Genomic DNA, 23,534 nt, shown 5'->3' on the forward strand with positions numbered 1-23,534 from the left:
CGCCCCCCCGTTGGCGCCATCGCCGAGCGAGGAATACCCGCACGCCCCCGCCTCCCTGCCGCCATCAGTCGCGGGCCCCGAGGTGCCGGAACGGCTGAGCCGCCGTCGAGGCTTCCGTGAGGTTGCGACTGGCGCAAGTCCCGGGAGCGTGGCGGGAGCCGTTGGGGGCTTCGTTGCGCGTGGCACCGCGCAGGAGGATGCGTGGGAGAAGTTGCTGACGGACGCCGGGCTGGAAGAGCGAGACGAGCGGCCCATGGGTGGCGCGCTCTCGCCGACACAGGCGGCGCGCCTTCTGGGGGTGCTGCTCCGTAGGCCGGTGACGCTCGGCACCTTCCCGCCGCGAATGGCCGTGGGCTATCTGCTGCGCGAGGTGCTGGAGGAAGGCGAGGTGTCCCGAGACGAGCTGCTGCGCCGCGTGGAACGCTTCGCCCGGGTGGCGGTGCTACGGCCTGACGGGTACCTGGCCTGGACGCGCACCGGCCGCACGCAGCAGAAGGCCGCGCCCGTGGAGTGGAGGGACGGTGCCTTCCGTGCGGGCCCCTTCGAGCTGGGGCGCTTCTACGTGAGCAACGGCTTCGTCTTCCAGCTCGCGGACGAACGGCTGGCTCCTGTCGAGGGCTCGGTGTTCGTGGAGGTTTACGACGACGCAGACTACGTGGGCCGCACCCTGGACGGAGCCGAAGCGGCCTTCGTGAAGCTGGCGCTCTCCATCGGCCACTTCTTCACCTACCCGCTGGACAGCATCGCCTCACTGAAGAATCTGCCCGCTGGAGTGGCCGCGCTCATCGAATCGTCCCCGGAATACTTCGAGCGCTTCCGGTACATGACGCGCGGTGAGCAGGTGCAGGCCATCGCGGAGTTGGCCACGAACCTCCTCGTGACGACGGGCACCGCCACGGGTACCACGCGCACGATTACAGGGGCACTGGCCGGTGCCGAAGCAACGGTGCCGGTGCTGTCGCTGTCCGCGCGGGGAGCGCTGGCGATTGAGCGTGTCGCGGTGCCGGTGGGAAGGGCGGCGGCTGTTCTGGGCGGTGGACCTGGAGCCACGCTCATCCTTCACCGGGCCAACACGGCAGCGCCTGGCGCCGGGCCATCGAAGGGACCTGGGCAGTGGGGTCCTGCGAAGGAGTCCATGAAGCCGCCTGCCCGGCGCTATCAGGAGCAGATCACGGGACATGGCGCCGACGAGGCATACTGGGTCGGCGGTATGAGTGCGGCAGAGGGTGGTGTGAAGTTCGACGGCTTCAAGGACGGCGTGCTACTGGAGGCAAAGGGGCCTAACTACGCCAACAAGTTCGAGGACAGCCTCGAGCCTAGATTCTGGTTCGCGAACTCAGGGGCAGCGGAGATGGTCAAGCAAGCACAGCGGCAGATCGAAAGTGTGCGTGGCATGGGCATCCCCATCGAATGGCATGTGGCCGAGGCGAAGGTGGCCGAGGCAATCGAGTTGCTCTTCGAGCGCAACCAGGTCAGCGAGATCAGAGTTGTCCACACCCCTCCCCTCTGAGTGGAGCCCCCTGTGACCGAGAGACCTGTGCCTGAGGGCTACTATGCAGGTGCCTACTGGGGACCTCGAAAGGAGTCGCCCGAAGAGTGCGCTCAGCGCGCGGCAAACTTCCTCAACCTCCTGGCCCCGCATGACCCGCTGCTAGCTCACTGGTACAAGCCTGCCCGGTCAGCCAAGGACGCGCGCAAGCACCCACTGATGCCGCCCGATGTGCCCACGCTCACCGGTTTATTCCGGCGCGGCGTCAACCGCGAGCGTGGCGGGCCAGCCATCGAGCAACTGGGGTACACCCTCTGGTTCGACAACGGCGGTGGGAAGTTCGACAGGGCAGGACTTCAGATTCTCTGTGGGTGTTACTCAGAGGCAGTCTCCAATGCGTGCGTATTGACCCTGCCCAGCACTGGCCCGGAAGCAGAGCGGGTGGGCGCCGTTCCTGTGCTGGCCGGAGCGGTGCGGAGCATGGCTATGACCTGGGACCCTGACTGGGCGGTCGCCACCTCCGATAGCTTCAGGAGGTTGATGCGCGAACCGTCCAAGTCGAGCGCGTTCGTAGGCTGGGTCACGTACCTGTCGCGGCGTCGGGGGATGGTGCCACCGCTGCCTGCTCCTGTCCGCATCGAGCCAGTTGAGGACAAGGGCACGCTGATCATCCTCACACCCGAGCGCCTGACGGCGAGGAACCCTGAGCACGTCGAGCAGGGCCGCCGTGTGTGCGAGTTGCTGGCCAGAGCTGGCCGCATGTAGCCCGTCACCTCCTGACTCTCCAATCGTTCCGCGAGCCGATGGAGGTGCCGCCATGTGTCCCCAGTGTCCCCCTCCAGCGTGGTTCGAGGTGGCACGCCGTGGGACGGGGCGGGAGGAAGAACCCGAGGGAAATCCAGGCGACGGCGGGTACCAGCCCGTCCTACTCGGTTTCGGTATCACCGACCCGGCAAACAGCCTGGAACTACCCAACACAGGAATGACACGGAGCGGAGGATGCCATGCCACCAGTGAGTGTGGGCACGGATCGGGACGCGCGCAGCCAAGCAGCCATGGACGGGCGGTTCGGGCGCTCTCATCAAGAGGGGCTTGAGAGTGCTCAACGCCTTTCGGCATCACGGCGAGCGGGACACCCCGAAGGCCAGGATGGCTGCCTCTGAATCATTGTGCTCAACGCCTTCCGGCATCACGGCGAGCGGGACCAGGACACCCCACCGTGCGGCAAGGGGTACGTCGCGTGCTCAACGCCTTTCGGCATCACGGCGAGCGGGACCAAGCCGCGTCGTTCGCGTGGTGCTTGTTGAATAGGTGCTCAACGCCTTTCGGCATCACGGCGAGCGGGACAACGTGCGGTCGGTGCACAGCCACTGGGCGCCACCATGTGCTCAACGCCTTTCGGCATCACGGCGAGCGGGACTGGAAGGTGTCGCACCGCAAGGGCGTGCGCGCCTTGTGCTCAACGCCTTTCGGCATCACGGCGAGCGGGACTGGAGGAGGTCATCACCTCCATGGCAGAGGGCGCCGAGACGTGCTCAACGCCTTTCGGCATCACGGCGAGCGGGACCGTTGCAACCGGCGGCCTGCCGGAGGGCTCCGGGTCTACGTGCTCAACGCCTTTCGGCATCACGGCGAGCGGGACTGTGAGCCCACTTTCCAAACGTCTGGAAACCGTGTGTGCTCAACGCCTTTCGGCATCACGGCGAGCGGGACTGGGCTACGACTTCGGCTATCCATGGTGGCGCAAGTGTGCTCAACGCCTTTCGGCATCACGGCGAGCGGGACAAGTGTTACGTGGTGCATCTCTTCATAGATCATTCATGTGCTCAACGCCTTTCGGCATCACGGCGAGCGGGACCTGGCGAAGTTGTCACGGTGCATGTGAAGGACTGCAAGTGCTCAACGCCTTTCGGCATCACGGCGAGCGGGACCGGATCCTCCACAACCTCCAGCCGATCTCCGCTCATGTGCTCAACGCCTTTCGGCATCACGGCGAGCGGGACCCTCCGCCACCATGGCGTCGCGCTGGGGGTGGTGGTGCTCAACGCCTTTCGGCATCACGGCGAGCGGGACGCTGCGCGACGACTTGCTGGTGGCGTCCAGTAAGCGGTGCTCAACGCCTTTCGGCATCACGGCGAGTGGGACACCGCTCAGGTCCATCGCCTCGGCATCAACCATGGTGTGCTCAACGCCTTTCGGCATCACGGCGAGCGGGACGATCCTCCGGTCCGTACTCACGAGCCCCTCAAAGATGTGCTCAACGCCTTTCGGCATCACGGCGAGCGGGACCACACCGGATGGTCAATGTGTTCATCATCCCACGGTGCTCAACGCCTTTCGGCATCACGGCGAGCGGGACCGTCGGCGGCGAGTCAGGGCCTGGCGCACGGCCCATGGTGCTCAACGCCTTTCGGCATCACGGCGAGCGGGACGTTGCCCCGTATCGCCTTCGCCAGCCCCGCCGCGTGCTCAACGCCTTTCGGCATCACGGCGAGCGGGACGGTAACACGCTCCTCGTCAACGAGATTTTCTACAGGTGCTCAACGCCTTTCGGCATCACGGCGAGCGGGACTAGGTTCAGGGTCGACGTATGCACAAACGGTGTGTGCTCAACGCCTTTCGGCATCACGGCGAGCGGGACCTACGACTGCCATGGGCTGGGCACCCGCCGAGCAGGTGCTCAACGCCTTTCGGCATCACGGCGAGCGGGACAGCGCGGTGCCGTTCGACAGGCAGCGCCGCTGCATGTGCTCAACGCCTTTCGGCATCACGGCGAGCGGGACATCCCCAGGACCACGGCTGACATACGCCTCCCACCTCGTGCTCAACGCCTTTCGGCATCACGGCGAGCGGGACACCACGTTCTACACGTTCAAACCTGAGAGAAACGACGTGCTCAACGCCTTTCGGCATCACGGCGAGCGGGACTCCATCAAGCCCATCGCATCCAACCGCACGAAGTTGTGCTCAACGCCTTTCGGCATCACGGCGAGCGGGACCATGGAGCCTGAACCGCCGCTGGGTCCTCTCGGCGTGCTCAACGCCTTTCGGCATCACGGCGAGCGGGACCTGGGGCAGGGTGACCTCTACGACCGCTACCTGGGGTGCTCAACGCCTTTCGGCATCACGGCGAGCGGGACACGAAACCGGGCCCTTCATGGGCATCATGAAAACGTGCTCAACGCCTTTCGGCATCACGGCGAGCGGGACGGTGCGTCGTCCTCGACTGCGAGGCGGACGCCGGGTGCTCAACGCCTTTCGGCATCACGGCGAGCGGGACCGTGGCTGCTGCCGCAGACGTTCAACCTCGGCATGTGCTCAACGCCTTTCGGCATCACGGCGAGCGGGACCATGCTCACGCGCGCGCGCTTGCTTCAGCTCCGTTTCGTGCTCAACGCCTTTCGGCATCACGGCGAGCGGGACGACCGCATCCTCGGGATCCTCCGGGTGGCCGAGGAGGTGCTCAACGCCTTTCGGCATCACGGCGAGCGGGACTGGGTTCACTGGTTACAGCTCGGCCGGTTCGGTGTGCTCAACGCCTTTCGGCATCACGGCGAGCGGGACACGCGCGACACGTCAACTCGGTCGCTGTATTTAGTGCTCAACGCCTTTCGGCATCACGGCGAGCGGGACAAGAAGGCCAAGGGCGTCAGGGCGCGGAAACTGAGGTGCTCAACGCCTTTCGGCATCACGGCGAGCGGGACTAGGCGAACCACGCCACCTCCTTGCCAGCGAAGTACGTGCTCAACGCCTTTCGGCATCACGGCGAGCGGGACGTGCTGCTACCGGGACGCGATGCGCACAGAAATCCAGCGGTGCTCAACGCCTTTCGGCATCACGGCGAGCGGGACCGCGTTCGGCTCCAGCATCCAGCGCGCGACGATTGGGTGCTCAACGCCTTTCGGCATCACGGCGAGCGGGACGTCCCGCTGCGCGAGCGCGTCATCCCGCTCGTCAGGTGCTCAACGCCTTTCGGCATCACGGCGAGCGGGACGCGGCACCAGGTGCCCCGCTGTGACTCGGGCGGAGGCGAAGGGTGCTCAACGCCTTTCGGCATCACGGCGAGCGGGACGCTTCACCACCTCCTCGTCCTCCGCCCAGGGGAGTGCTCAACGCCTTTCGGCATCACGGCGAGCGGGACGGGTCTCACTTCGCAACAGGGAGATCTCCAATGGCTGTGCTCAACGCCTTTCGGCATCACGGCGAGCGGGACCTCAACTCCAGCGCCGCGTCCCGCTGCGCGAGCGCGTGTGCTCAACGCCTTTCGGCATCACGGCGAGCGGGACCGGGCGCGGCAGGCGGTGGAGACGCTGGTGGTCGAGTGCTCAACGCCTTTCGGCATCACGGCGAGCGGGACCACTGGAGGTGCCCGGTGAGCGCCCCGGTGAAGGTGCTCAACGCCTTTCGGCATCACGGCGAGCGGGACTGAGAGGGGTAGAGCGTGATTTCCATGACGTCATGTGCTCAACGCCTTTCGGCATCACGGCGAGCGGGACTATGCCGGTGAATAGAACGACCAAGGGCGGATACGAGTGCTCAACGCCTTTCGGCATCACGGCGAGCGGGACCCGTCGCCGCCACCAGAGATGGACACCAGGGAGTGTGCTCAACGCCTTTCGGCATCACGGCGAGCGGGACGAGGCTGACCGCTACAGCACCCGGGAGGAAGCCGTGCTCAACGCCTTTCGGCATCACGGCGAGCGGGACGTTGCTCGGCTTCCGGCACGAGAAGTACGGCGACAGGTGCTCAACGCCTTTCGGCATCACGGCGAGCGGGACCTCACTGTGTCGTCTCAGACTGCACTTCCTGCTGGACGGTGCTCAACGCCTTTCGGCATCACGGCGAGCGGGACCCTGTCCGTCGTACTCGCCCAGCGACTGGACAGCCGGTGCTCAACGCCTTTCGGCATCACGGCGAGCGGGACGAGGGCGCTGGTTACGAGATGGTGGACTGAGAGAGGTGCTCAACGCCTTTCGGCATCACGGCGAGCGGGACGAGATGGACGTGGGTGAGCTGCGCGCCCGCTACGCGTGCTCAACGCCTTTCGGCATCACGGCGAGCGGGACCGCATGGCGCGCGAGGCGGCATCGGGTCTGTCACGTGCTCAACGCCTTTCGGCATCACGGCGAGCGGGACGGGGCGCAGTCGATTCAGTTCACCTCGGGGGGGAGTGCTCAACGCCTTTCGGCATCACGGCGAGCGGGACAGCATCTTCGTCAGGCCCTGAAGCAGAGAGGAATCCCTGTGCTCAACGCCTTTCGGCATCACGGCGAGCGGGACACACCACAATTCAGATCGGTACTGGCGCAGCAGGTGCTCAACGCCTTTCGGCATCACGGCGAGCGGGACCACTTCTCCGGTAGTGGGGCGCGACGAATCCGCATGTGTGCTCAACGCCTTTCGGCATCACGGCGAGCGGGACACGATGCCGAGGATATTTGTAAGTGTTTGTTGGTGCTCAACGCCTTTCGGCATCACGGCGAGCGGGACCGGAATTGGTTCATAGTCTCTCCCTGAGTCGTCCCCTCATTTGAGCCGAGCGTCAAGGGCCGTCCCCAGCGGTTGGCTGGTGCCGGAGCAGCGCGGGAAGCGGCAGTGAGGCGCGCGCTTTTCGGCGCCAGAGGTTGTCCTGCATCGTGCGGAGCATGTCGAAATCCATAACGCACGCCGAGGTGCATCGGTTCATTGAGGAAGCCGTCGGCCCGGACACCCATGCTAAGCGTGTGCTGTCGCTGTCCAATGCCACCTTGGGCGCCGTGCACGCCGCCAGCCTCTCGGTGAGGGCCATCGGACTGGCGCTCTCCCAGGCGCGGGGGTTGGAAGGCAAGCACGCCATCAAGCAGGTGGACCGACTGCTGTCCAACTCTGGCGTCGACGTGTGGCGACTGTTCGCGCAGTGGGTGCCCTTCGTGGTGGCCGAGCGCAAAGCGGTGACAGTCACCATTGACTGGACGGACTTCGAGTCGGACGACCACACCACGGTCGCCATCCAGCTTGTCACCCGCCACGGCCGCGCCACGCCGTTGCTGTGGAAGACGGTGCCCAAGAGCGAGTTGGCCGGGCAGCGCAATGCCCATGAGGACGCGTTGCTGGAGCGATTGCACCAGGTGCTGCCCTCCGACGTGGAGGTGACGGTGCTCGCGGACCGAGGATTCGGAGACGTCGCCCTGTATGAATTGCTGGACAGACTCAGCTTCGGCTACGTCATTCGCTTTCGTGGCGTCGTGCACGTCGAAAGTGCCGGAGGGGAGGTGCACAAGGCGAAGGAGTGGGTGCCCCCGACGGGCCGTCCGAAGTTGCTGCGCGGAGCGCGCGTCACCCAGGCCCGTTTCGGCGTGGGTGCCGTCGTCTGCGTGCACCAGAAGGGAATGAAAGAGGCCTGGTTTCTGGCGGCCAGCAGCAAGGAAGCCACTGCCACCGAGTTGGTGAAGGCCTACGGACGTCGCTTCACCTGCGAGGAGACGCACCGGGACATCAAGGACTTGCGCTTCGGCATGGGCCTGTCCGCCATCGCTATCGGCACCTGCGAGCGCCGCGACAGACTGTTGCTGCTGTCCGCCTTCGCCATGGCGCTGCTGACGCTGCTCGGCGCTGCGGGCGAAGCGACGGGGCTCGACAGGAAGTTCCGCGCCGACACCCGTAAGACGCGCGAGTACTCTCTCTTTCGGCAAGGCATCATCTACTACGGCGCCCTCGCCAACATGCGAGAGGAGTGGCTCCGCCCCCTCATGGAGAAATTCGCCGAGCTCATCCGCGAGCAGGCCGTCTTCCGCGAGGCATTCGGCTTCATTTGATTCGAATGAGGGGACGGCTCAGAGTCTCTCCGGCACTATACTACGTGCTCAACGCCTTTCGGCATCACGGCGAGCGGGACAGGCGCTACGCATCATCGGCGCTTCCGGGCAGGTGCTCAACGCCTTTCGGCATCACGGCGAGCGGGACAACTTCCCGATGGCGGTGAATCGCCGGACACGGATGTGTGCTCAACGCCTTTCGGCATCACGGCGAGCGGGACCCATCCGCCTTTTCGAGTCCTGGATCGACCCTGCCGAGTGCTCAACGCCTTTCGGCATCACGGCGAGCGGGACATCGCGGCTGGGTGACGATTTCAGGCGTCCTCACGTGCTCAACGCCTTTCGGCATCACGGCGAGCGGGACCGGCTATCGCATACTATTGTGCCTTTAGATTCAGTGCTCAACGCCTTTCGGCATCACGGCGAGCGGGACAACCCCACGAGGGCCGCGAGGTCCGACCCGCCCAGGTGCTCAACGCCTTTCGGCATCACGGCGAGCGGGACGGCAACACCGTGCCCGCGTCGCCCGTCGCCGTCAGGTGCTCAACGCCTTTCGGCATCACGGCGAGCGGGACCGGCGTCACCAACAACGTCAACAACGGGGTGACGAAGTGCTCAACGCCTTTCGGCATCACGGCGAGCGGGACCGTGGTGCGTGGCGGCAGGCGTCGCCGCAGGAACAGGTGCTCAACGCCTTTCGGCATCACGGCGAGCGGGACAGCCCGCCTGAATCTCCCAGCAATTCCGGCACCTTACAAGCCCCTTTTCAAGCACCTCCCCCTCCCTCCTCCAGGTTGGCTGCTCCAGACCCTACCCAGAATCGCCAACCCCATGAGAACACTCGGCTTTCATCGATCATGCACCTATTCACCTGTCAAAGAGCCTCAACCCCATGAACTCACAGGCGATTTCGCCCGTTTCGCCGTCGCGGGCCGCCGCCACGGCGAGGTGCTTGATTGTCGCCAACCCTACAGCACCTTGAACGGTGCGGGCTCCTCCGGCCAGTCCTCCTTCGCGTTGATGGCGCGCACGCGCTCCACGCACCCGCCGCACAGGCCAATCACCAGCAACGTATCCACGGCGTCCATCCGCCGCGACAGCTCCCAGCGCAGCTTCTCCCGGTCCCGGTCCGTCAGCGAGCAACGGAAGACGGAGAGCTGCAACCACTCCCCATAGCCCTTCAGCAGGCCATGCACCTTCCGCCACCGCTTCGGGTCGCGGATGTCATAGGTAATCAGATACCAACGCCTCGGCTCGGCCATGGCTCACCTCAAGCGGAACGTCGCGAACAGCCCTGGCTTGCCGGTCCACTCCTTCTCCAGCAGCCGGACCTCCAGCTCCACCAGCCGCGCGTAGCTGAGCGAGTACCCCAGCACGTTGTGCTTCCACGTCTCCCGCTTGCGCCGCTCGTACAGCTCGATGGCCTTCGCCCGCCCCGTCTTGCTGAGCCAGACGTGCTCGGACGTCACCTCGAAGTCCGCGTCCGCGTCCCACGCCCGCCGGTTCACCGAGGCCACCAGCGGCATGTCCGCCAGCGGCACCCGGAACAGCTCCATCACGTCCAGGCCCAGCGGCCCCGCCGAGCCCCGAGGCTGGTGGTAGAAGCCAAACGCCACGTCCAGCCCCACCGCCCGGATGGCCGCCTCCACCTCCCGGTGGACCAGCCCGTACAGGAAGCCGAGCGCCGCGTTGAACCGGTCCCTCGGGGGCCGCCGGTTGCGGCCATCGAAGCGCAGCCGCGCGTCCACGTCCTCGCCTTGCAGGTACGGCAGCGCCCCGAAGTACCGCGCCGCGCCCGCCCCCTCCAGCCCCAGGAGCACCTCCAACGACGGCGCCTCCGCGCACTTCGGCAACAACTCCCGGAGGTCCCGCACCGCCGAGGCCAACACCTTACGCGACTCCGTGTCACCGCGCGAGGCGCGCATCAGGAAGCGGAGCTGCCCCTCCAGCTTCGCCGCCACCAGGCGCCGGGCGAGCCCCAGGCACACCGCCTCCTGCCGGAGCGCCTCGAACTGCCGCAGCCGCCGGTGGACGCTCCCCGCCCCGCCAGTCAACCCGCCCAGGTACCGCCCCCCGGACGTGAACCAGTGCACGCCGATGTCGTTCTCCACGCAGTACGCCAGCGCCTGCGCGCTCACCTGCACCGCCCCGTGCGCGATGAGCGCCGACACCATTCGCCCTGGCTGCCGGGTCGGCTCGCCCTCCCCGTCTGGAGGCGTCACCACCAGTTGCTCCGACGACTTCCCCACCCGCGCCCCAGGCGTCGTGACGTGCAGCACCAACCGCACGTCGTCCTCCGGGAACAGCCGAGGCCGCTCCTCGCCAGCGCCGCTCCGCTCCTCCTCCGGGAGACACACGGGCGCCAGCGAGCACTTCGCGCACTTGCGCTCCTCCGGCGTCACCGGCGGACGTTCCCGTGACGCGCGCAACAGCCGGGCCCGCGACACCGCCGCCGCCACGTCGCGCCGCAGCGCCGCGTCCAACGGAAAAGACACCGTCGTGTCCGTCTGGTGGTACCGGACCCGGCACTCCACGGGCGTCCCCGGGAAGCGCTCCTCCACCAGGAGCGCGTAGGCCCCCGCCTGGAGCCGGTCGCTCGGCCAGGCCTCCGGTGCGTCCCGGCCAGGCGCGTGACGCCCGCGCTTGTGCTCGTGGACGACCAGGGTGCCCTCGCGCGTCCTCAGCGCATCCACCCGACCATGAAGCCCCAGGGCCTCGCTGGCCAGCTCCAGTTCGACGCGCTCTCCTTCCTCTTGAAGCTGGACGTGCAGCCGCCGCCCCGCGAACACGGAGGCGTCGGCCACGCGCAGCTCCTCCACCTCTTCCAGGTAGAAGAGCCGCTCGCAGTACGCCAGCGCGTGCAATGCGTGCGTGCGGATGGACGGCTCGGCGACATCGGGCTTCGGACTCGTGACAGGTACGTTCATGCCTTGGGGGCCCCCCGCCCCCGACTTCGCGACAACGACAGACAACTACCCAGCGCCCTCCGCGAGCGGAATCCGCGGGAGCCGCTGGACCGCGGGCGCCTCCAGGACGTCTTCGAGCAGCCCCACCGCGTAGCGGGAGCCGCGAGTGCCCACATGGTCCACCCAGACCGGCAGGGTGAGGGCACCCGCTGGCGCGACCAGGAAGGTCCTGCAGCTCGCGGGTGGGCGCCCCGCTGGCAGCAGGTGTGCGTCGTTGATGAGGTGCGTGGACTCACCCAAGGACCACGCCCCGCTCCGCGTCACCGTGCCAGGCTCGAGCATCGCCCGGATGACACGGACCTCCAGCGACTCCCGGGAGTCAACCTCCTCCCCGCTGTCACACCACACCACCAGCCGCGCTTCGATGACGAGTTGCTGCTGGTCCGGCGCGGCGTTCTCGTCATTCCCCTTGGCGACCTTCAGGTTCTTCGAGCGCCAGAAGGTGCGCAGCACCGTGCTGATGACGGGCGCGTTCAGCACCCCCGCCGTCACCCGGCAGCCCCGGTGCCGCTCCCGGTCCTGCTCGCCGACGAGCGACAACAACGCGCCGTAGCACGTCGCGGGAGGCGGCAGGACCTCCGTCTCCACCAGCTCGCGCGCCCGCCCCTTGCGCCAGCACGCCACGGGCACGGACAGTTCGAGCGCGATCACCTCTTCCCCGCCTCCATCCGCTTGCACGCCGCGCGGCAGGCGGCGACCACGCCCGCGTGCAGCTCCGCGCCCGACAGGACCTCTCGCTCCTCGGCGCTCAGCCCCTCCACCGCCTGACCGCCCAACACCAACTCCTTCGCGGGGACGTCCCCGCTCTTCACCTTGCGCAGCAACGCGGCGAGCTCCACGCCGCCCGGTCGGGAGGACGGCTCGAAGGCGTACAGGATGCGCGGCGCGGCCTCCTGCGTGAGCCGGAAGACGACCGACTCCGGACTGAAGTCGAAGAGGAAGCGGCCATGGTTGCCAGCGACGGGCCCCAACGCGCAGAGCTGGTTCAACGCGGTCACCGCGCGGGCGGGGACCCGGAGCGCGTCCGGCGTCAACGCCACGCCATACTGGTAGCGCGTCGCGTGCATCTCCGTGCCGTAGGGGACGGGGTTGCTCCCCTTCTTCTGCGCGGAGGGCGTGGCCCCCGGGCTCGCGGCGTTGAAGGTGACGTCCCCGGACCACGGCGTGAGGCTCACCGCCCGGGACACCTCCAGCACCGCGCGGCGGACCTTCGCGGTGCCCTTGTCGCCTTCCTGCTTCGCGCCCTCCGCGGCCATGAAGCCCAGCAGGTCATCATCGATGTATGTCTTCTCCTTCGACTTCGCGGCCCAGGCGCTGAAGTCCTTGTCCTTCCATTCGTTGGCGCGCAGCGCGTCGTCATAGGTGCGGTTGCACGGCTCCAGCGCATTCAAGCGCCGCCGCAGGGCGAAGCGGATGGACTCGGCGGAGACGGTGGTGTGGACCTGGCCGTTCCACACCAGCTTCTGGAGGCTGGTGATGTTCCCCTCGGTGAGGCCCCGGTTGTTGGCGGCGGTTCCCAGCGGCGTGACGAAGGCGGCGAAGACGTGAAGGCTCATGACGTGACTCCAAGAACGTGTCGCTAGCTCAAGACTGCTCATCCGCGGCGGACTCATCGTCCGCAGACTCCAACTCCGCCGCCTCGGGGCCCTGGCTCTGGTAACTGGCCAGCGCCACCAGCGCGAGGTCACGGGCCTCGCGCCACCGCTCAGGGCCCAGCAACGGCAGGACCTCCCGCCAGTGCTCCTGGAGTTCGCTGTTGCTGCCTGCCCGGCTCCACAGGTCCGCCAGCGCCGCGCGCACCTGCTCCGGCGTCTTCGCGCCGGCAAAGCCCAACCGCAGCCGCTCACGCTCCCCCTTGAGCCGGTTGGAGCGCGTGGCCTTCGGACTGTGTTCGGTGTCCTTGTAGATGCTCCTGAACCGGGCACGCAGTGCGAGGTGGACGCTCTGGACGAGCCACTGCTCGGCATCTCCCAGATACGAATGCATGGTGGTGAGCCCCTTCCTTTCGTGCCACAGCAGTGCGCCCAGGTTGTCCCGGTCGCGGTAGGTGTGAATGAAGCGCCCCTCCGCCGTCGTCGCCGTGGCGAAGCCCGCGTACCAGGGACGCGCGGCCGCGAGGTTCTCCGTGATGAAGGCGCGCAGCGCGCTGGTCGCGATGAAGTAGCCCGCATCGCCCTTCGCCTTGCCCTCGGGCTTCCGGACGCGCAGCGTGTGGGGGAGCGCGGCGGCGGCGGCCTCGTAGCGGTCCAGCACGGCCTCGCGCACGGCGTCCTGCCGCACCACCGCGCCGCGAATCTTCTGCTGCGCGTTCCACGGCATCTGCCGCAGCGCCACGGCCTCGGTGGTCCCCAGCACCGCGCCCAGCCGTCGCTTCCCCGACTCCTGCGCCAGCACCAGTTGCGCGGCGAGCACCGCGTCCGCGGCCCCCGCCACCGCCACGTCATGCAGCCGCATGGGCGTCAGCCTGGGGCGCAGCTCCGCGAAGCGGACCAGGTCCGTGGGGGCCAGCGCCACGAAGGCGCCGCCCCGGAGCTGCGGCAGCTTGTAGGAGACACACCCCACCAGCGCGAAGCACGCGCAGAGCGCCTCCGCCGCCGTGTACTCCACCTTCGTGACACGAACGCCGAGGTGCCGCTCCGCCGCGCCGGGGTATGCCCAGCTCGCCAGCGACGTCGTACCCGACTCCAGCGCCTTGAGCACATCCCGCCAGGCCGTCTGGTGGACGAAGGACTCGTAGCCCTGGGACTCGACGACGACGGGCTGCGCGTCCACCTCGAAGGTGACTCGCCTGCGCGCGCCCCCCTGCGTCGACTTGCCATGCTGGAGGAACGTCACCTTGAGCGCGTCGTGCAGCGCGGCGGCCAGCGCGGGCGGCGGCTCCGGCGCACCGGGAGCGCGCGTGCCCGGCAGGTCGATGAAGCCCTGCCTCACCTGGAACGACGCGCCGAACAGCGCCCGGAGCGTGGCCTCCGGCGGCTCGCCGCCCCAATCCAGGTGGATGGCCTCCGGCGCCACCGTCGCCGTCCCGGGCCCCAACGGAACGGGCGCTGGCCAGGGAGCGGCATCGCCAAGGATGGCGCGGAGGGACGCCGCCAGCCCACCCGCGCCCGCGCGCAGCAACGGCGTCATCCCCGGCGCATACAACCGGACGGTGAGCGGCGCAGGCAGCGCCTTCTTCCGCGAGCTCACGGCTTTCGCCATCGCGCACCTCGCAGTTCGTCGTACTCCAGCAGGTGCGCCGGAGGGATGGGGTACGGCAGCCGGCCCGCGCGCGGCCACGCTCGCCAGCGGAAGGAGTCCGGCGGGAGGTTCATGGGCAAGGTGACCTTGTGAGCGCTCACCGCGCCTGTCCGGACGTCCTCCGCGTCCTTCTCCAGGAGGACCGTGAGGCTGGGGCTCCCATCGCGGCACGGCGCGGGCCAGGTGTCGAAGCGACCATCCAGCCAGGTGCTGGACGCCCGTCGCGGTGACGCCACCGTGGACGGCGACCAGGCGTCCACCAGGTCCTGCTGGCTCAACGGGTCCGTTCCCAGACGCTCCAACCAGGCACGCGCCTCGCGCAGGTCCGGCGCGCCATAGGGCGGCCCATCGAAGGGGAGCACCACGAACGGCCGCACGGGGCCGGGCCGCTCCGGCGTGCTCCGGCGATTGAGCCGCCCCAGGCGCTGGATGAGCGCGGCGATGGGCGCCAGGTCCGTGACGAGCAGGTCCGCCGACAGGTCCAGGCTCATCTCCGCGACCTGCGTCGTCGATGCGAACACCGCGCGGTCCGGCGTGGCGAAGGTCTCGATGACGTCCCCATGGCGGTGGACGCGGTCCGCGTAGCGGAAGCGGCTGTGGTACAGCAGCGCGTGAGCGCCATGCGACGTCGCGACCTCGGCGGTCCGCATGCAGCGCTCCACCGTATTGCTGACCCACAGCACCTTGCCGTTCCCCTCCAAGCACCGCGCCACCAGCGCCCACGGCTCCGCGACGTCCAACCGCTGGTAGCGCGGCAGGGCCTCCAGGTCCTCCGGCCCATCGACCTCCGCGAGGCGCTGGCCGTGGACGCGCTCGCACACCTCGCGCAGCGCACCGAGCCGCGCGGCGGGGAGGCTGGCGGTCATCAACAGCGCGGGGATTCCTGGCAGGGCCTCCAGGAAGCGCAGCAGGCAGCCGAAGAGCCGGTCATCGTAGGCATGGACTTCGTCGAAGACGACGCAGGCCGCGCACAGCGCGGGCCAGGCGTAGAGCCCCTGCCGCTGGCTCTGGACGAGCCCCAGCACCGTGTCGGCCGTGCAGCTCATCGCGTCCACGCCCCAGGAGCGGAGCGCGTCCAGGCGGTCCTGCTCCCGGGAGCCCAGCTCCCGCGCCGCGCCGTCCCGGAGGCCGAAGATGTCGAAGTCCACCTCCGCCCGGGAGTGCTGCAACCGGGCATCCACGTCCGCGCCGTGGAGGTAGTCCCGGAAGCCCTCCGTGGCCGTGCCCATGGTTGGGTACGTGAGCCACAACGGACGGCCGGGGTGCTGGCGCGCGGCCCAGAGGTACGCGGCGGCCGTCTTGCCACTGCCACAGCCCGCTCGGACCAGCGTCAGCGGCGCGGCGCAGCGGGCCACGGCCTCCTGGAACGGCCTGGGCATTCGGCCCGCGAGGCGACGCTCGACCACGGCGAGCAGGGCCTCGCCGGGATGAGGCGCGGTGAGCTGGCGGTCCACCCAGTCCTGCCGCTCCCCGCTCCGAGGCAGCGCCGAGCCCGCCACGTCGGCCGCGAGCACCAGCGCCTTGCACACGGCCAGGAGCCGCGCGTCCATGGCGCTGGCGGGGATGGTCCGCTCGAAGTCCTCCTGCCACGCCTGGAGCTGGTCACGCGGGTGCGCCGTCCGCGTGGCGCGGAGCAGGAGGGGCGCGGTGAACACCGGAGGGGCGGAGAGCGACAGCTCCTCGGCGATTCGCGCCAGCGTCCGGGTGAAGTCTTCGTGCTGGACCAGGAGCTCCACCGTCAGCCCCGCGCCGGCGTCCTCGGGCGCGAAGGCGTCTGCCTGGAACTTGCGGTGATGGGCGGCCACGCAGACCAGCGCCAGGCCCAGGTCCAGCTCGCTCACGTCCCGCAGGAGCCACGCGGAGAGCGGCTGTCCCGGCCAGCAGAGCCACAGCGAGAGCGCTTCGTGGCGAACCCACTGCGGCGCGTCACGCTTGCGGCGCAGCATGGACTGGAAGTGCTCGCTGCACTTGCCCAGGTCATGGAGCGCGGCGGCGAGCAGGACGATGCGCCGCAGCCGGGGCTCCAGCGCCGGGTCCAGCCCCGCGGCCAGGAGCGACGCGCGCCCCCGGTGCTCCAGCAGCCGGCGGGCGGCTGACAGCACCAGGGCGGTGTGCCCCAGCAGCGTGGCCTCGCCCTCGGGCCTGTCGGGCGTGGCCGTGCTCTTCGCCAGCAGCCGTTTCACGCGGCCCGCCCTCGGGCCTGGGCGAGCGCCGCGCGGCCGGGCGGGAGGAAGAGGCCACAGCCCATGTGCCGGCGACCGCCCAAGCCTCGCTCCTGCACGCGGAGCGAGTGCTCGGCCGACAAGCCATGGAGGTCGAGCGCGAAGCCCACGACCTTCTTGTCCGCGATGCGCACGATGCGCCGACGCCCGACCGTCAGCGTGGCCTGGACACCGAGCGCCTCCAGCGCGCGGGAGGCCGCCGCGATGAATGCAGGCTCGTCCATCGCGTGCTTGAAGGTGACCAACCGCGCGGCCAGCGACGGCACGGGCTCCAGCGCATACAGCGATGGGGCCCCCAGGGACAGACGCCTCCCCGCGACCTCCAGCGGCGCGCTCACCAGCGGCAACAGCGTGGCCACGGCCTCGACAGGGCACCGCAGGCGCAGCGTGCCTCGTCCCAGGTAGAGCAGCTCCCGCGTGTTGCTCACGCCGCGAAGCGAGAACACGCCCAGGTCCGAGCGCTCGTGGAGCGCGGGGATGTGGCGGGAGAGCGCGGCGAACAGGAGATATGCGTGGTCGAGCGGCACCGGGCCGCCCTGCACGGGGAACAGCAGGTCAATTAACGCCATTGGATTTCCCCACCTAAGTAAAACAACACATCCAACGCCTCTCGGCATCCCAGCAAAACAATCGCCTAAGCTCGACCTGAGCAGACACCAATTGCTCAACACCGGCGCAAACAACACCGGTCGTCACCGCGAGAACCCTGCGAGCCAGCCACGGCGTCAGATCAGCGTCACATCCACCAGCTCAACCAGCGTTTTCGCCACAATCAGAGCGAGTGAAACAATTCGAAAAACCAACGCAAGCCGCTCCAGCACCCCATGCTTCGACTTCTGAAGTGACACCTGCACGCTCCTGACCTGAGCTGACACCAACATGCGCAGGTCGACTACCGTTATGCATATAAGAACCTCCAATCGCCAATGCATCCAGGCGCATGTCCTCGTCTCCATTTGAACCTTGCAATGCCCCCAAAGCTCACCCCGTCTCCAACGTGAGCGCGGGCGCATAGCCACCAGCCCCGGTGCGCTCGTAGGCAACCACGGGGCCCACGGCGTTGAGCCGCTGCCCCAGGAACAGGCAGCACGCCGCGGGGGCATAGAGGATGAGGTGGGTGACGCCGGTGCGCAGCTCGTTGCGTGCGCGCCGGAGCTGTTCACGCGCTTGCACCGCGAACGCCACCGCGTCCGCATCCGAGCCGACGGCGCCGTCATGGGGCCCGTCCTCCGGCTCCAGGTAGAGCACGGCGCGGAAGTGCCCTGGCCGCTCGGCCATGAAGCGCTCCATGTCCGCGCGCGCGTCCCCCGTCAACTGGAACACCACCAGCAGCCCCGTGGCGTCCGCTTTGCCCTCATGACCGGTGACTCGCAGCCGGCGCTCGGACGGCTTCGTGTCCGAGCGCCACAGGAAGGTCTCTCCCCGCGTGGGCTGCTCGACGCGGAAGCGGTAGCCGCCCACCTCCGGGAGGTGGAAGCCCACCGCCAGCACCGTGCTCAGCGGCAGCTTGCCGCGCAGGTCAATCAACGCGCCGTCTGGCCGCCGTGACAGCCGCTGCTTCGCGGCCAGCAACGAAGGCAGCAGCACGTCCCGCCATGCCGCCTCCGACGGGACCTTCCGAGTGTCGCGGTCGAAGTGAGGCGTCCAGTCCAGCTCCTCGGTGGGCGGCCGCTCCCACACCCGCCGCGCCCACCCGTGAATCCACAGGCTCACCTCGGGCGCGTCCTCGCGGGAGGCCACCAGCCCCCACTCGCGCAGGGCCTCCCGCAGCGACTCCGCCGTGACGTGCTTCCTGCCGCCGCCGACCTCAATCCACTCCCGGAGCCCATCCACCGCGATGGCGCGCGGCTGCCGTCCCATGCGCAGGCCCAGCCGCCCCATCCGGTCGTCCACCTGCTCCTCCACATCCGCGATGCCCCCCACGCCGAGCCGCAAGCGCAGGTCCTTGCAGAACGCCCGCAGCGTCTCGGCCGGGACGCCCAGCCGCTGCTGCCACTCCGCCCAGTGCCGCTTCAGGGCGCCTCGCGCTGGCTGCGCGAAGAACGCCTCGGTGAAGCAGTGGTCTCTCCCATGCAGATAGCGGCCCAGGTCCTCCGCCGACGCCCAGTTGCTCAACAGCCAGATTTCGACGGGCCCCTGCGGCCGCAGCGACAACCAGCTCTCCAGCAGCTTGCCCAGCAAGGAGCGCCCCACCCGAGGCGGCGCCACCAGCCCCGCCACCGAGTAGGTCTCCCGGTGGTCGACGTGCCACTTCACCTGCATATAGCGACTGCCCGCCCCCGCCCCGGGCCGGGCGTGCAGCGTCACGTCATCCGCCGAGCCCGCCTCCGGGTGCTCGACGTAGCCGTGAGCGAAGGGGCTGCCCGCATCGAGCAGCCGGAGCAACTCGTACCAGCTCAGCAGGTGCTGATAGCGGTCGCCCTCCAGGCGAGACGCGCTCTGCTCTCCCATGACGCTCCCTCATAGCGGCGCCATGAACGGGGGTGGATACCTCCCCGGAGGTATGGAAAGGCGTCGCTCGAAGAGGAAGACGCCAACACGCGGCGCACCCCATCGCGGACCCGGTGCTTTTTCTTCCGGCGCGTGGCGGTGGTGCGTCCCCAGGGCACCGGACATCCTGCGCCGCTCTGACTACCTTTCAGGTAGACATCACCCATTCCGAGGTGCCAGACGCAGACACGCGCTCGCGCGAAGAACTCGGGAGCTGCGCGCCCGTTCGAGCGTCCCGCCGTGTCATCCCCGTCGAGTAGGTTAGAACCCTGGAGGTTGCCCCTGCGTGTTCCCCCCTGGCTCGTTGGTGATGGCGGCGGTGGTGCTCCTGCTGGGCACGGCGGCGGTGGCCCAGACACCGAACACGAAGCGCTGGCGGCGCATCGAGCGGGCCCTGGTCCTGAGCGCGGGCGCGGGTGAGCCCGTCCAGCGGCTCCGGCTGGCGCCCGGCGTGGTGACCACGGTGCTGCTCGACTCGGGCGCCGTGCTGGAAGGTGAGCTGCCCGAGGCCCTGCGCGGGCTGTTCTCCCGGCTGGACGTCACGGGGACGCATCTGCTGCTTCAGCCCACCGTCGTCATGCCCGCGCAGGGCGTCCCGCCGCTGGTGCTGCGCTTCACGGACGCGGCCGCGCCACAACGGCTGGTCCTGGAGCTGACCACCGAGGCCAACGTGGTGGACTCGGTCGTCGACGTCCGGCGCCACCCCGCCACCGTGGCGCAACTGGAGGCCGAGCTGGTGGCGCTGCGTGAGCGCAACGCATTGCTGGAGGCCCGGCTGGCCACGGCTCGCCGGCAGGCGCCACACCCGGGCCTCGCGGGCGCCATCCTCTCCGGCGCCATCGGCATCACGGGGGTTCTCGAAACATGGCTGGATGCCCCAGCCAGCGAAGCGGAACTCAAGGTCCGCCAGCTTAATAGCTATCGCTCCGGGTCGTGGGTGGCGGTCGCGGTGAAGCTGGAAAACCCACCAGGCGATGTGCCCTGGCAACCGGGCATCGCGCGGCTGACCTCGCTGGACTCGAACGGGCAGCCAACAGACGAGCCGATGGAGCTGCCCCTGTTGCTGAAAGAACCGCGTCTGTTGCCTGGCCAGAGCGCGGTCGCCGTCGTGCAGTGGCCCGTCCCTTCGCGCCCGCCAGCCGCCTACGCGCTGGAGCTTTGGGACACTGGCCGGCGCCGCGGTGCGCGATGGGCGCGACTGAAACCGTAGACGTGCACGACAGTCTCGAAGGAACTCGCCATGCGACTGGAGTCGAACGCATCTTCCCCAGGCCCCCTCGTGCTGTCCCCACAGGCCTTGCCTGTTGGCACCCGCGTGGAGCGCTGGCGCGTGGAGCGCCGCATCGGAGGCGGTGGCAACGGCACGGTGTATGAAGTGCGCTCGCGCCCCGAAGGCCGCAGCTACGCGCTCAAGCTGGCCCATGCCCCCGACGACCCCCGCTTCCAGCGCGAGGCACGGACGCTTCGCCTGCTCCGCCACCCTGGCGTGGTGCGGCTGCAAGCAACGGGGACCTGGCGCGCCGGGGCCACCGCCTATCCCTACCTCGTGATGGAGCATGTGCGCGGCCGCACGCTGTACGACTGGTCTCGGGCGCGAAATCCGACGGCGCGGCACGTCGCCAGTCTGCTGGCGCAGGCCGCGTGGGCCTTGGACGCCGCGCATCGCAGACAGGTGCTTCACCGCGACTTCAAGGGGGAGAACCTCCGCGTCGAGGAACACGGAAGGCTGGTTGTGCTGGACTGGGGCGCGGGCTGGCATCCCCGCGCCGCCCCCATCACCTCCGCCGCGCGACTGCCGCCCGGGACCGGGCCCTATCGCAGTCCCCAGGCCATCCTCTGGAGCATGAGGGCTCCCCGGCAGACCGCCTGCTCCGAGCACTACCCCTACACGGTGGAGGACGAGCTGTACTCGGTGGGCGTCACCTTCTACCGCTTGGTGGTTGAGCAATATCCGCCGCTCGTCCTGGACAAGGCTCACGCCCCAGCGATCTCCGCCACCGTGAGAGCCCTCAACCCGCGTGTGCCCGAGCCGCTCGCGCGCTGGATTGAGAGACTGCTCGCGTTCGCCCCCGAGGCCCGGCCGCGCGGCGCGGGGTACCTCGCTCGGGAAGTCCAACACGCCCAGGCCCACGGCGGACCGGATTGGGACGTCCCGCTGTTCGGCTGGTACGAGGGGCCCTCCACGGCGACCCGCACGACACAGGAAGAGGACCCCTGGGGCCCCGTGGCGCCGGGAGAGGAAGCAGCCCTCCTCCAGGCGCGGGCCCTGCGCGAGGCCCGGGTTCAGCACCATCGCCTGAGCCGCTGGCTGCGGCGCCGGATACGCTCGGAGGTCCAGACGCAACCGCGCACGGAACCAGCGAGCCCTCCAGAGCCGCGGCCCAAGGGCCGGTGGATGCGAGCCGCCGGAGGCCTGACGTTGGTTGCGTGCATGGCCTGGGGACTGATGCTCGCGGGCCCGCCTCACACCGCTCCCGCGCCGTCCCAGCCTGTTCAGCAACTGGCGCGGCCCCGAGGACCAACCGACACTGGCGCACCCGCCACGGCCCTTCCGTTTTCCACCGCCGCGCCGCCATGGCCGGGAAATGCCATGCCCACGACCGAGCCACACGCGCGCTGTATCCCCCGACTCCACCGCTACATTCTGGCTGCATTCACAGCAGCCCATCTCAATGCCTGCTCAGGACCCCAGGTCCGGCCCGAGCCCGCGCGTTGCCCTTCCGAAGCCCTGGAGGCCATGAGCCAGCTCGGGCTCGATCTGAGATCCCACGGGCCCATCCAGTTCGACATCCAGCAGCCAGACGACTCGTACCAGACGAACTACAGCATCGTCGTCAGCGACGGCCCCATCACCAGTCGGCTCGACGAACCCATGGGCCGCCTCCCGGCGAACACACTCTTCTACGGACGCATCTGGACCGGCGGCGAGAAGATCCAGGGCCGCTACACGCTCGCCCGGACGCCAGACGGCAGCGAGTACCCGGTGTGCTTCATCCTGGGCAATGAAACGGGCATGTCCAAGTACCGGGGCTCACGGCCCGGCCATACCCGCGCGCATCCGTGGTCCAACGCCCAGGTGGTGCACCACTTCCCCTGACGCGACGCCGCGGCCTCACGGCGGCTCAATCGATGGCGGCGTCTCCAGGACACGCGCCTCGTTGCGCAGGCGCAGCTCGTTGCCCACGGCGGAGAGGACCGCCGCGACGGGCACGGCGAGGAAGGCGCCCGCCACGCCGAAGAGCACGCCCCCGGCGGTGATGGCCAGCAAGATGACCACCGGGTGCAGCGGCACCGCGCGCCCCATCACCACGGGCTCCAGGACGTTGCCCTCCAGTTGCTGCACGCCCAGCACCACGAGCAGGACCAGGAGCGCGTCGAGCGGCCCGTTGGTGATGAGGGCCACCAGCACCGCGACGCCGCCCGCCAGCGTGGCGCCGACGACGGGGAAGAACCCGCCCAGGAAGGTGAGCGCCGCCAGCGGCAGCACGAGCGGCACGCCGATGATGGCCAAGCCAGCGCCGATGCCCACCGCGTCCGCCAGCGCCACGATGACGACGCCGCGCAGGTAGCCGCTGAGCGTCCCCCAGGCGCGCAGGCCCACGGCGCGCGCGGTCTCACGGCGTGCCGGAGACACCCGGGCCAGCAGCCAGCCTCCAATCTGCTCCGCGTCCTTCACGAAGAAGAACAGCAGCGTCAGCGTCAGCAGCACGCCCGCCACCGCCTGCGCCGCCAGGTTGGCGCCCGCCAGGACGCCGGTGGTGATGCGGCCCGCGTTCGACTTCAGGAAGACGAGCCCCTGTTGCAACAAGCCGTCGAGCTGCGCCCGGGACACAGGCAGCTTCCAGGTGACCCAGTCGATGGCCTCATTCAAGCCCGCCTGCACGTTCGAGCCCGCGGCGCTCACCTGCTGGATGATGCGCGGCACGAGCACGAACAGCCCCGCGACCCCCACCAGGAGCAGCACCAGCAGCGCCAGCAGCGTCGCGAGCGCCCGGGGCACCCGGCGGGCCGACAGCCACCGCACCGGAGGATGCAGCAGGGTCGCCAGCAGCAGCGCCACCACCGAGGGCAAGACGATGAGGTAGAGCCGCGCCAGGAGCACCACGAGCGCCACCACGGCGACAGCAATCACCAGCAGCTTGCCGCTGAACAGCGCGCCGCGCGTGAGCCAGGAAGCAGGAGGGGTGTCCGGGGTGGCCATGCGTCGTGCGCACCCTATGCACGAAGCGGCGCATGGCACCCGGAGGCCACCTGCCGGTGTGGCCTCATGAACGGACGGCGAGGACGCGCGGCGGGAATCCAACGGATGCCCCGGGCGCCCCGGCCCTCAGC

Annotated in this window: 15 protein-coding genes and 2 CRISPR repeat arrays; of the genes, 5 read left to right on the top strand and 10 right to left on the bottom strand. The window is 69.0% G+C overall.

All coding sequences use genetic code 11. The features are described from left to right. The first annotated feature begins 148 nt into the window (after positions 1-148). The 3 genes from MYMAC_RS35185 to MYMAC_RS35195 all read left to right on the top strand — a co-directional run bounded on the left by MYMAC_RS35185 (position 149) and on the right by MYMAC_RS35195 (position 8,284). Positions 149-1,510, top strand: a complete 1,362-nt coding sequence (locus tag MYMAC_RS35185) for a Tox-REase-5 domain-containing protein (RefSeq protein ID WP_239989212.1) — start codon at positions 149-151, stop codon at positions 1,508-1,510. Between the two features lie 12 nt (positions 1,511-1,522). Further along, the gene (locus MYMAC_RS35190) at positions 1,523-2,254 is read left to right on the top strand and encodes an immunity 52 family protein (protein WP_095961249.1); all 732 of its coding nucleotides are present in this window, start codon (positions 1,523-1,525) and stop codon (positions 2,252-2,254) included. Positions 2,255-2,587: 333 nt separating this feature from the next. Then, positions 2,588-6,981: a CRISPR direct-repeat array (repeat unit 36 nt; unit sequence GTGCTCAACGCCTTTCGGCATCACGGCGAGCGGGAC). A gap of 154 nt (positions 6,982-7,135) precedes the next feature. Continuing rightward, positions 7,136-8,284: an IS4 family transposase gene (locus MYMAC_RS35195; protein ID WP_095961673.1), complete on the top strand. Its 1,149-nt coding sequence runs from the start codon at positions 7,136-7,138 to the stop codon at positions 8,282-8,284. Between the two features lie 44 nt (positions 8,285-8,328). Next, positions 8,329-9,003: direct repeats of the CRISPR family, unit length 36 nt; unit sequence GTGCTCAACGCCTTTCGGCATCACGGCGAGCGGGAC. Positions 9,004-9,252: 249 nt separating this feature from the next. On the opposite strand, the gene cas2 is transcribed toward MYMAC_RS35195, so the two are convergent. From cas2 to MYMAC_RS35240, 9 genes are all read right to left on the bottom strand, one after another. After that, positions 9,253-9,546, bottom strand: a complete 294-nt coding sequence (gene cas2, locus MYMAC_RS35200; RefSeq protein WP_095961250.1) for a CRISPR-associated endonuclease Cas2 — start codon at positions 9,544-9,546, stop codon at positions 9,253-9,255. Between the two features lie 3 nt (positions 9,547-9,549). Next, positions 9,550-11,211, bottom strand: coding sequence for a type I-MYXAN CRISPR-associated endonuclease Cas4/Cas1 (locus MYMAC_RS35205; protein ID WP_095961251.1), 1,662 nt, complete (start codon positions 11,209-11,211; stop codon positions 9,550-9,552). Between the two features lie 45 nt (positions 11,212-11,256). Further along, entirely contained in the window at positions 11,257-11,901 is a 645-nt protein-coding gene (gene cas5, locus MYMAC_RS35210) for a type I-MYXAN CRISPR-associated protein Cas5/Cmx5/DevS (protein WP_095961252.1), read from the bottom strand. Continuing rightward, positions 11,898-12,806 carry a type I-B CRISPR-associated protein Cas7/Cst2/DevR gene (gene cas7i / locus MYMAC_RS35215; protein WP_095961253.1) on the bottom strand — a complete coding sequence of 303 codons (909 nt, stop codon included), beginning with the start codon at positions 12,804-12,806 and terminating at the stop codon, positions 11,898-11,900. The genes cas5 and cas7i overlap by 4 nt, the downstream gene beginning before the upstream one ends. A gap of 28 nt (positions 12,807-12,834) precedes the next feature. Then, positions 12,835-14,439 (bottom strand): type I-MYXAN CRISPR-associated Cas8a1/Cmx1, encoded by a 1,605-nt coding sequence (gene cas8a1, locus MYMAC_RS35220; RefSeq protein WP_239989213.1) that lies wholly within the window; start codon positions 14,437-14,439, stop codon positions 12,835-12,837. After that, entirely contained in the window at positions 14,436-16,673 is a 2,238-nt protein-coding gene (locus tag MYMAC_RS35225; RefSeq protein WP_095961255.1) for a CRISPR-associated helicase/endonuclease Cas3, read from the bottom strand. The genes cas8a1 and MYMAC_RS35225 overlap by 4 nt, the downstream gene beginning before the upstream one ends. Continuing rightward, positions 16,670-17,329 carry a type I-MYXAN CRISPR-associated protein Cas6/Cmx6 gene (gene cas6, locus MYMAC_RS35230; protein ID WP_239989661.1) on the bottom strand — a complete coding sequence of 220 codons (660 nt, stop codon included), beginning with the start codon at positions 17,327-17,329 and terminating at the stop codon, positions 16,670-16,672. Before cas6 ends, MYMAC_RS35225 begins: the two co-directional genes overlap by 4 nt. 108 nt (positions 17,330-17,437) lie before the next feature. Beyond that, positions 17,438-17,560 carry a hypothetical protein gene (locus tag MYMAC_RS38490; protein WP_275663143.1) on the bottom strand — a complete coding sequence of 41 codons (123 nt, stop codon included), beginning with the start codon at positions 17,558-17,560 and terminating at the stop codon, positions 17,438-17,440. 133 nt (positions 17,561-17,693) lie between these two features. Then, complete coding sequence (locus MYMAC_RS35240; RefSeq protein ID WP_095961258.1) at positions 17,694-19,163, bottom strand: SAVED domain-containing protein; 1,470 nt, start codon at positions 19,161-19,163, stop codon at positions 17,694-17,696. 325 nt (positions 19,164-19,488) lie between these two features. Here MYMAC_RS35240 and MYMAC_RS35245 point away from each other — a divergent pair, with 325 nt between their 5' ends. Both MYMAC_RS35245 and MYMAC_RS35250 read left to right on the top strand, forming a co-directional pair. Continuing rightward, entirely contained in the window at positions 19,489-20,412 is a 924-nt protein-coding gene (locus MYMAC_RS35245; protein WP_095961259.1) for a DUF2381 family protein, read from the top strand. 30 nt (positions 20,413-20,442) lie between these two features. Beyond that, positions 20,443-22,299: a serine/threonine protein kinase gene (locus MYMAC_RS35250; protein ID WP_095961260.1), complete on the top strand. Its 1,857-nt coding sequence runs from the start codon at positions 20,443-20,445 to the stop codon at positions 22,297-22,299. 15 nt (positions 22,300-22,314) lie between these two features. On the opposite strand, the gene MYMAC_RS35255 is transcribed toward MYMAC_RS35250, so the two are convergent. Further along, positions 22,315-23,403, bottom strand: a complete 1,089-nt coding sequence (locus MYMAC_RS35255) for an AI-2E family transporter (RefSeq protein WP_239989214.1) — start codon at positions 23,401-23,403, stop codon at positions 22,315-22,317. Between the last annotated feature and the right edge of the window lie 131 nt (positions 23,404-23,534).

This window comes from Corallococcus macrosporus DSM 14697 (genome assembly GCF_002305895.1).
GTDB classification, from domain to species: domain Bacteria; phylum Myxococcota; class Myxococcia; order Myxococcales; family Myxococcaceae; genus Myxococcus; species Myxococcus macrosporus.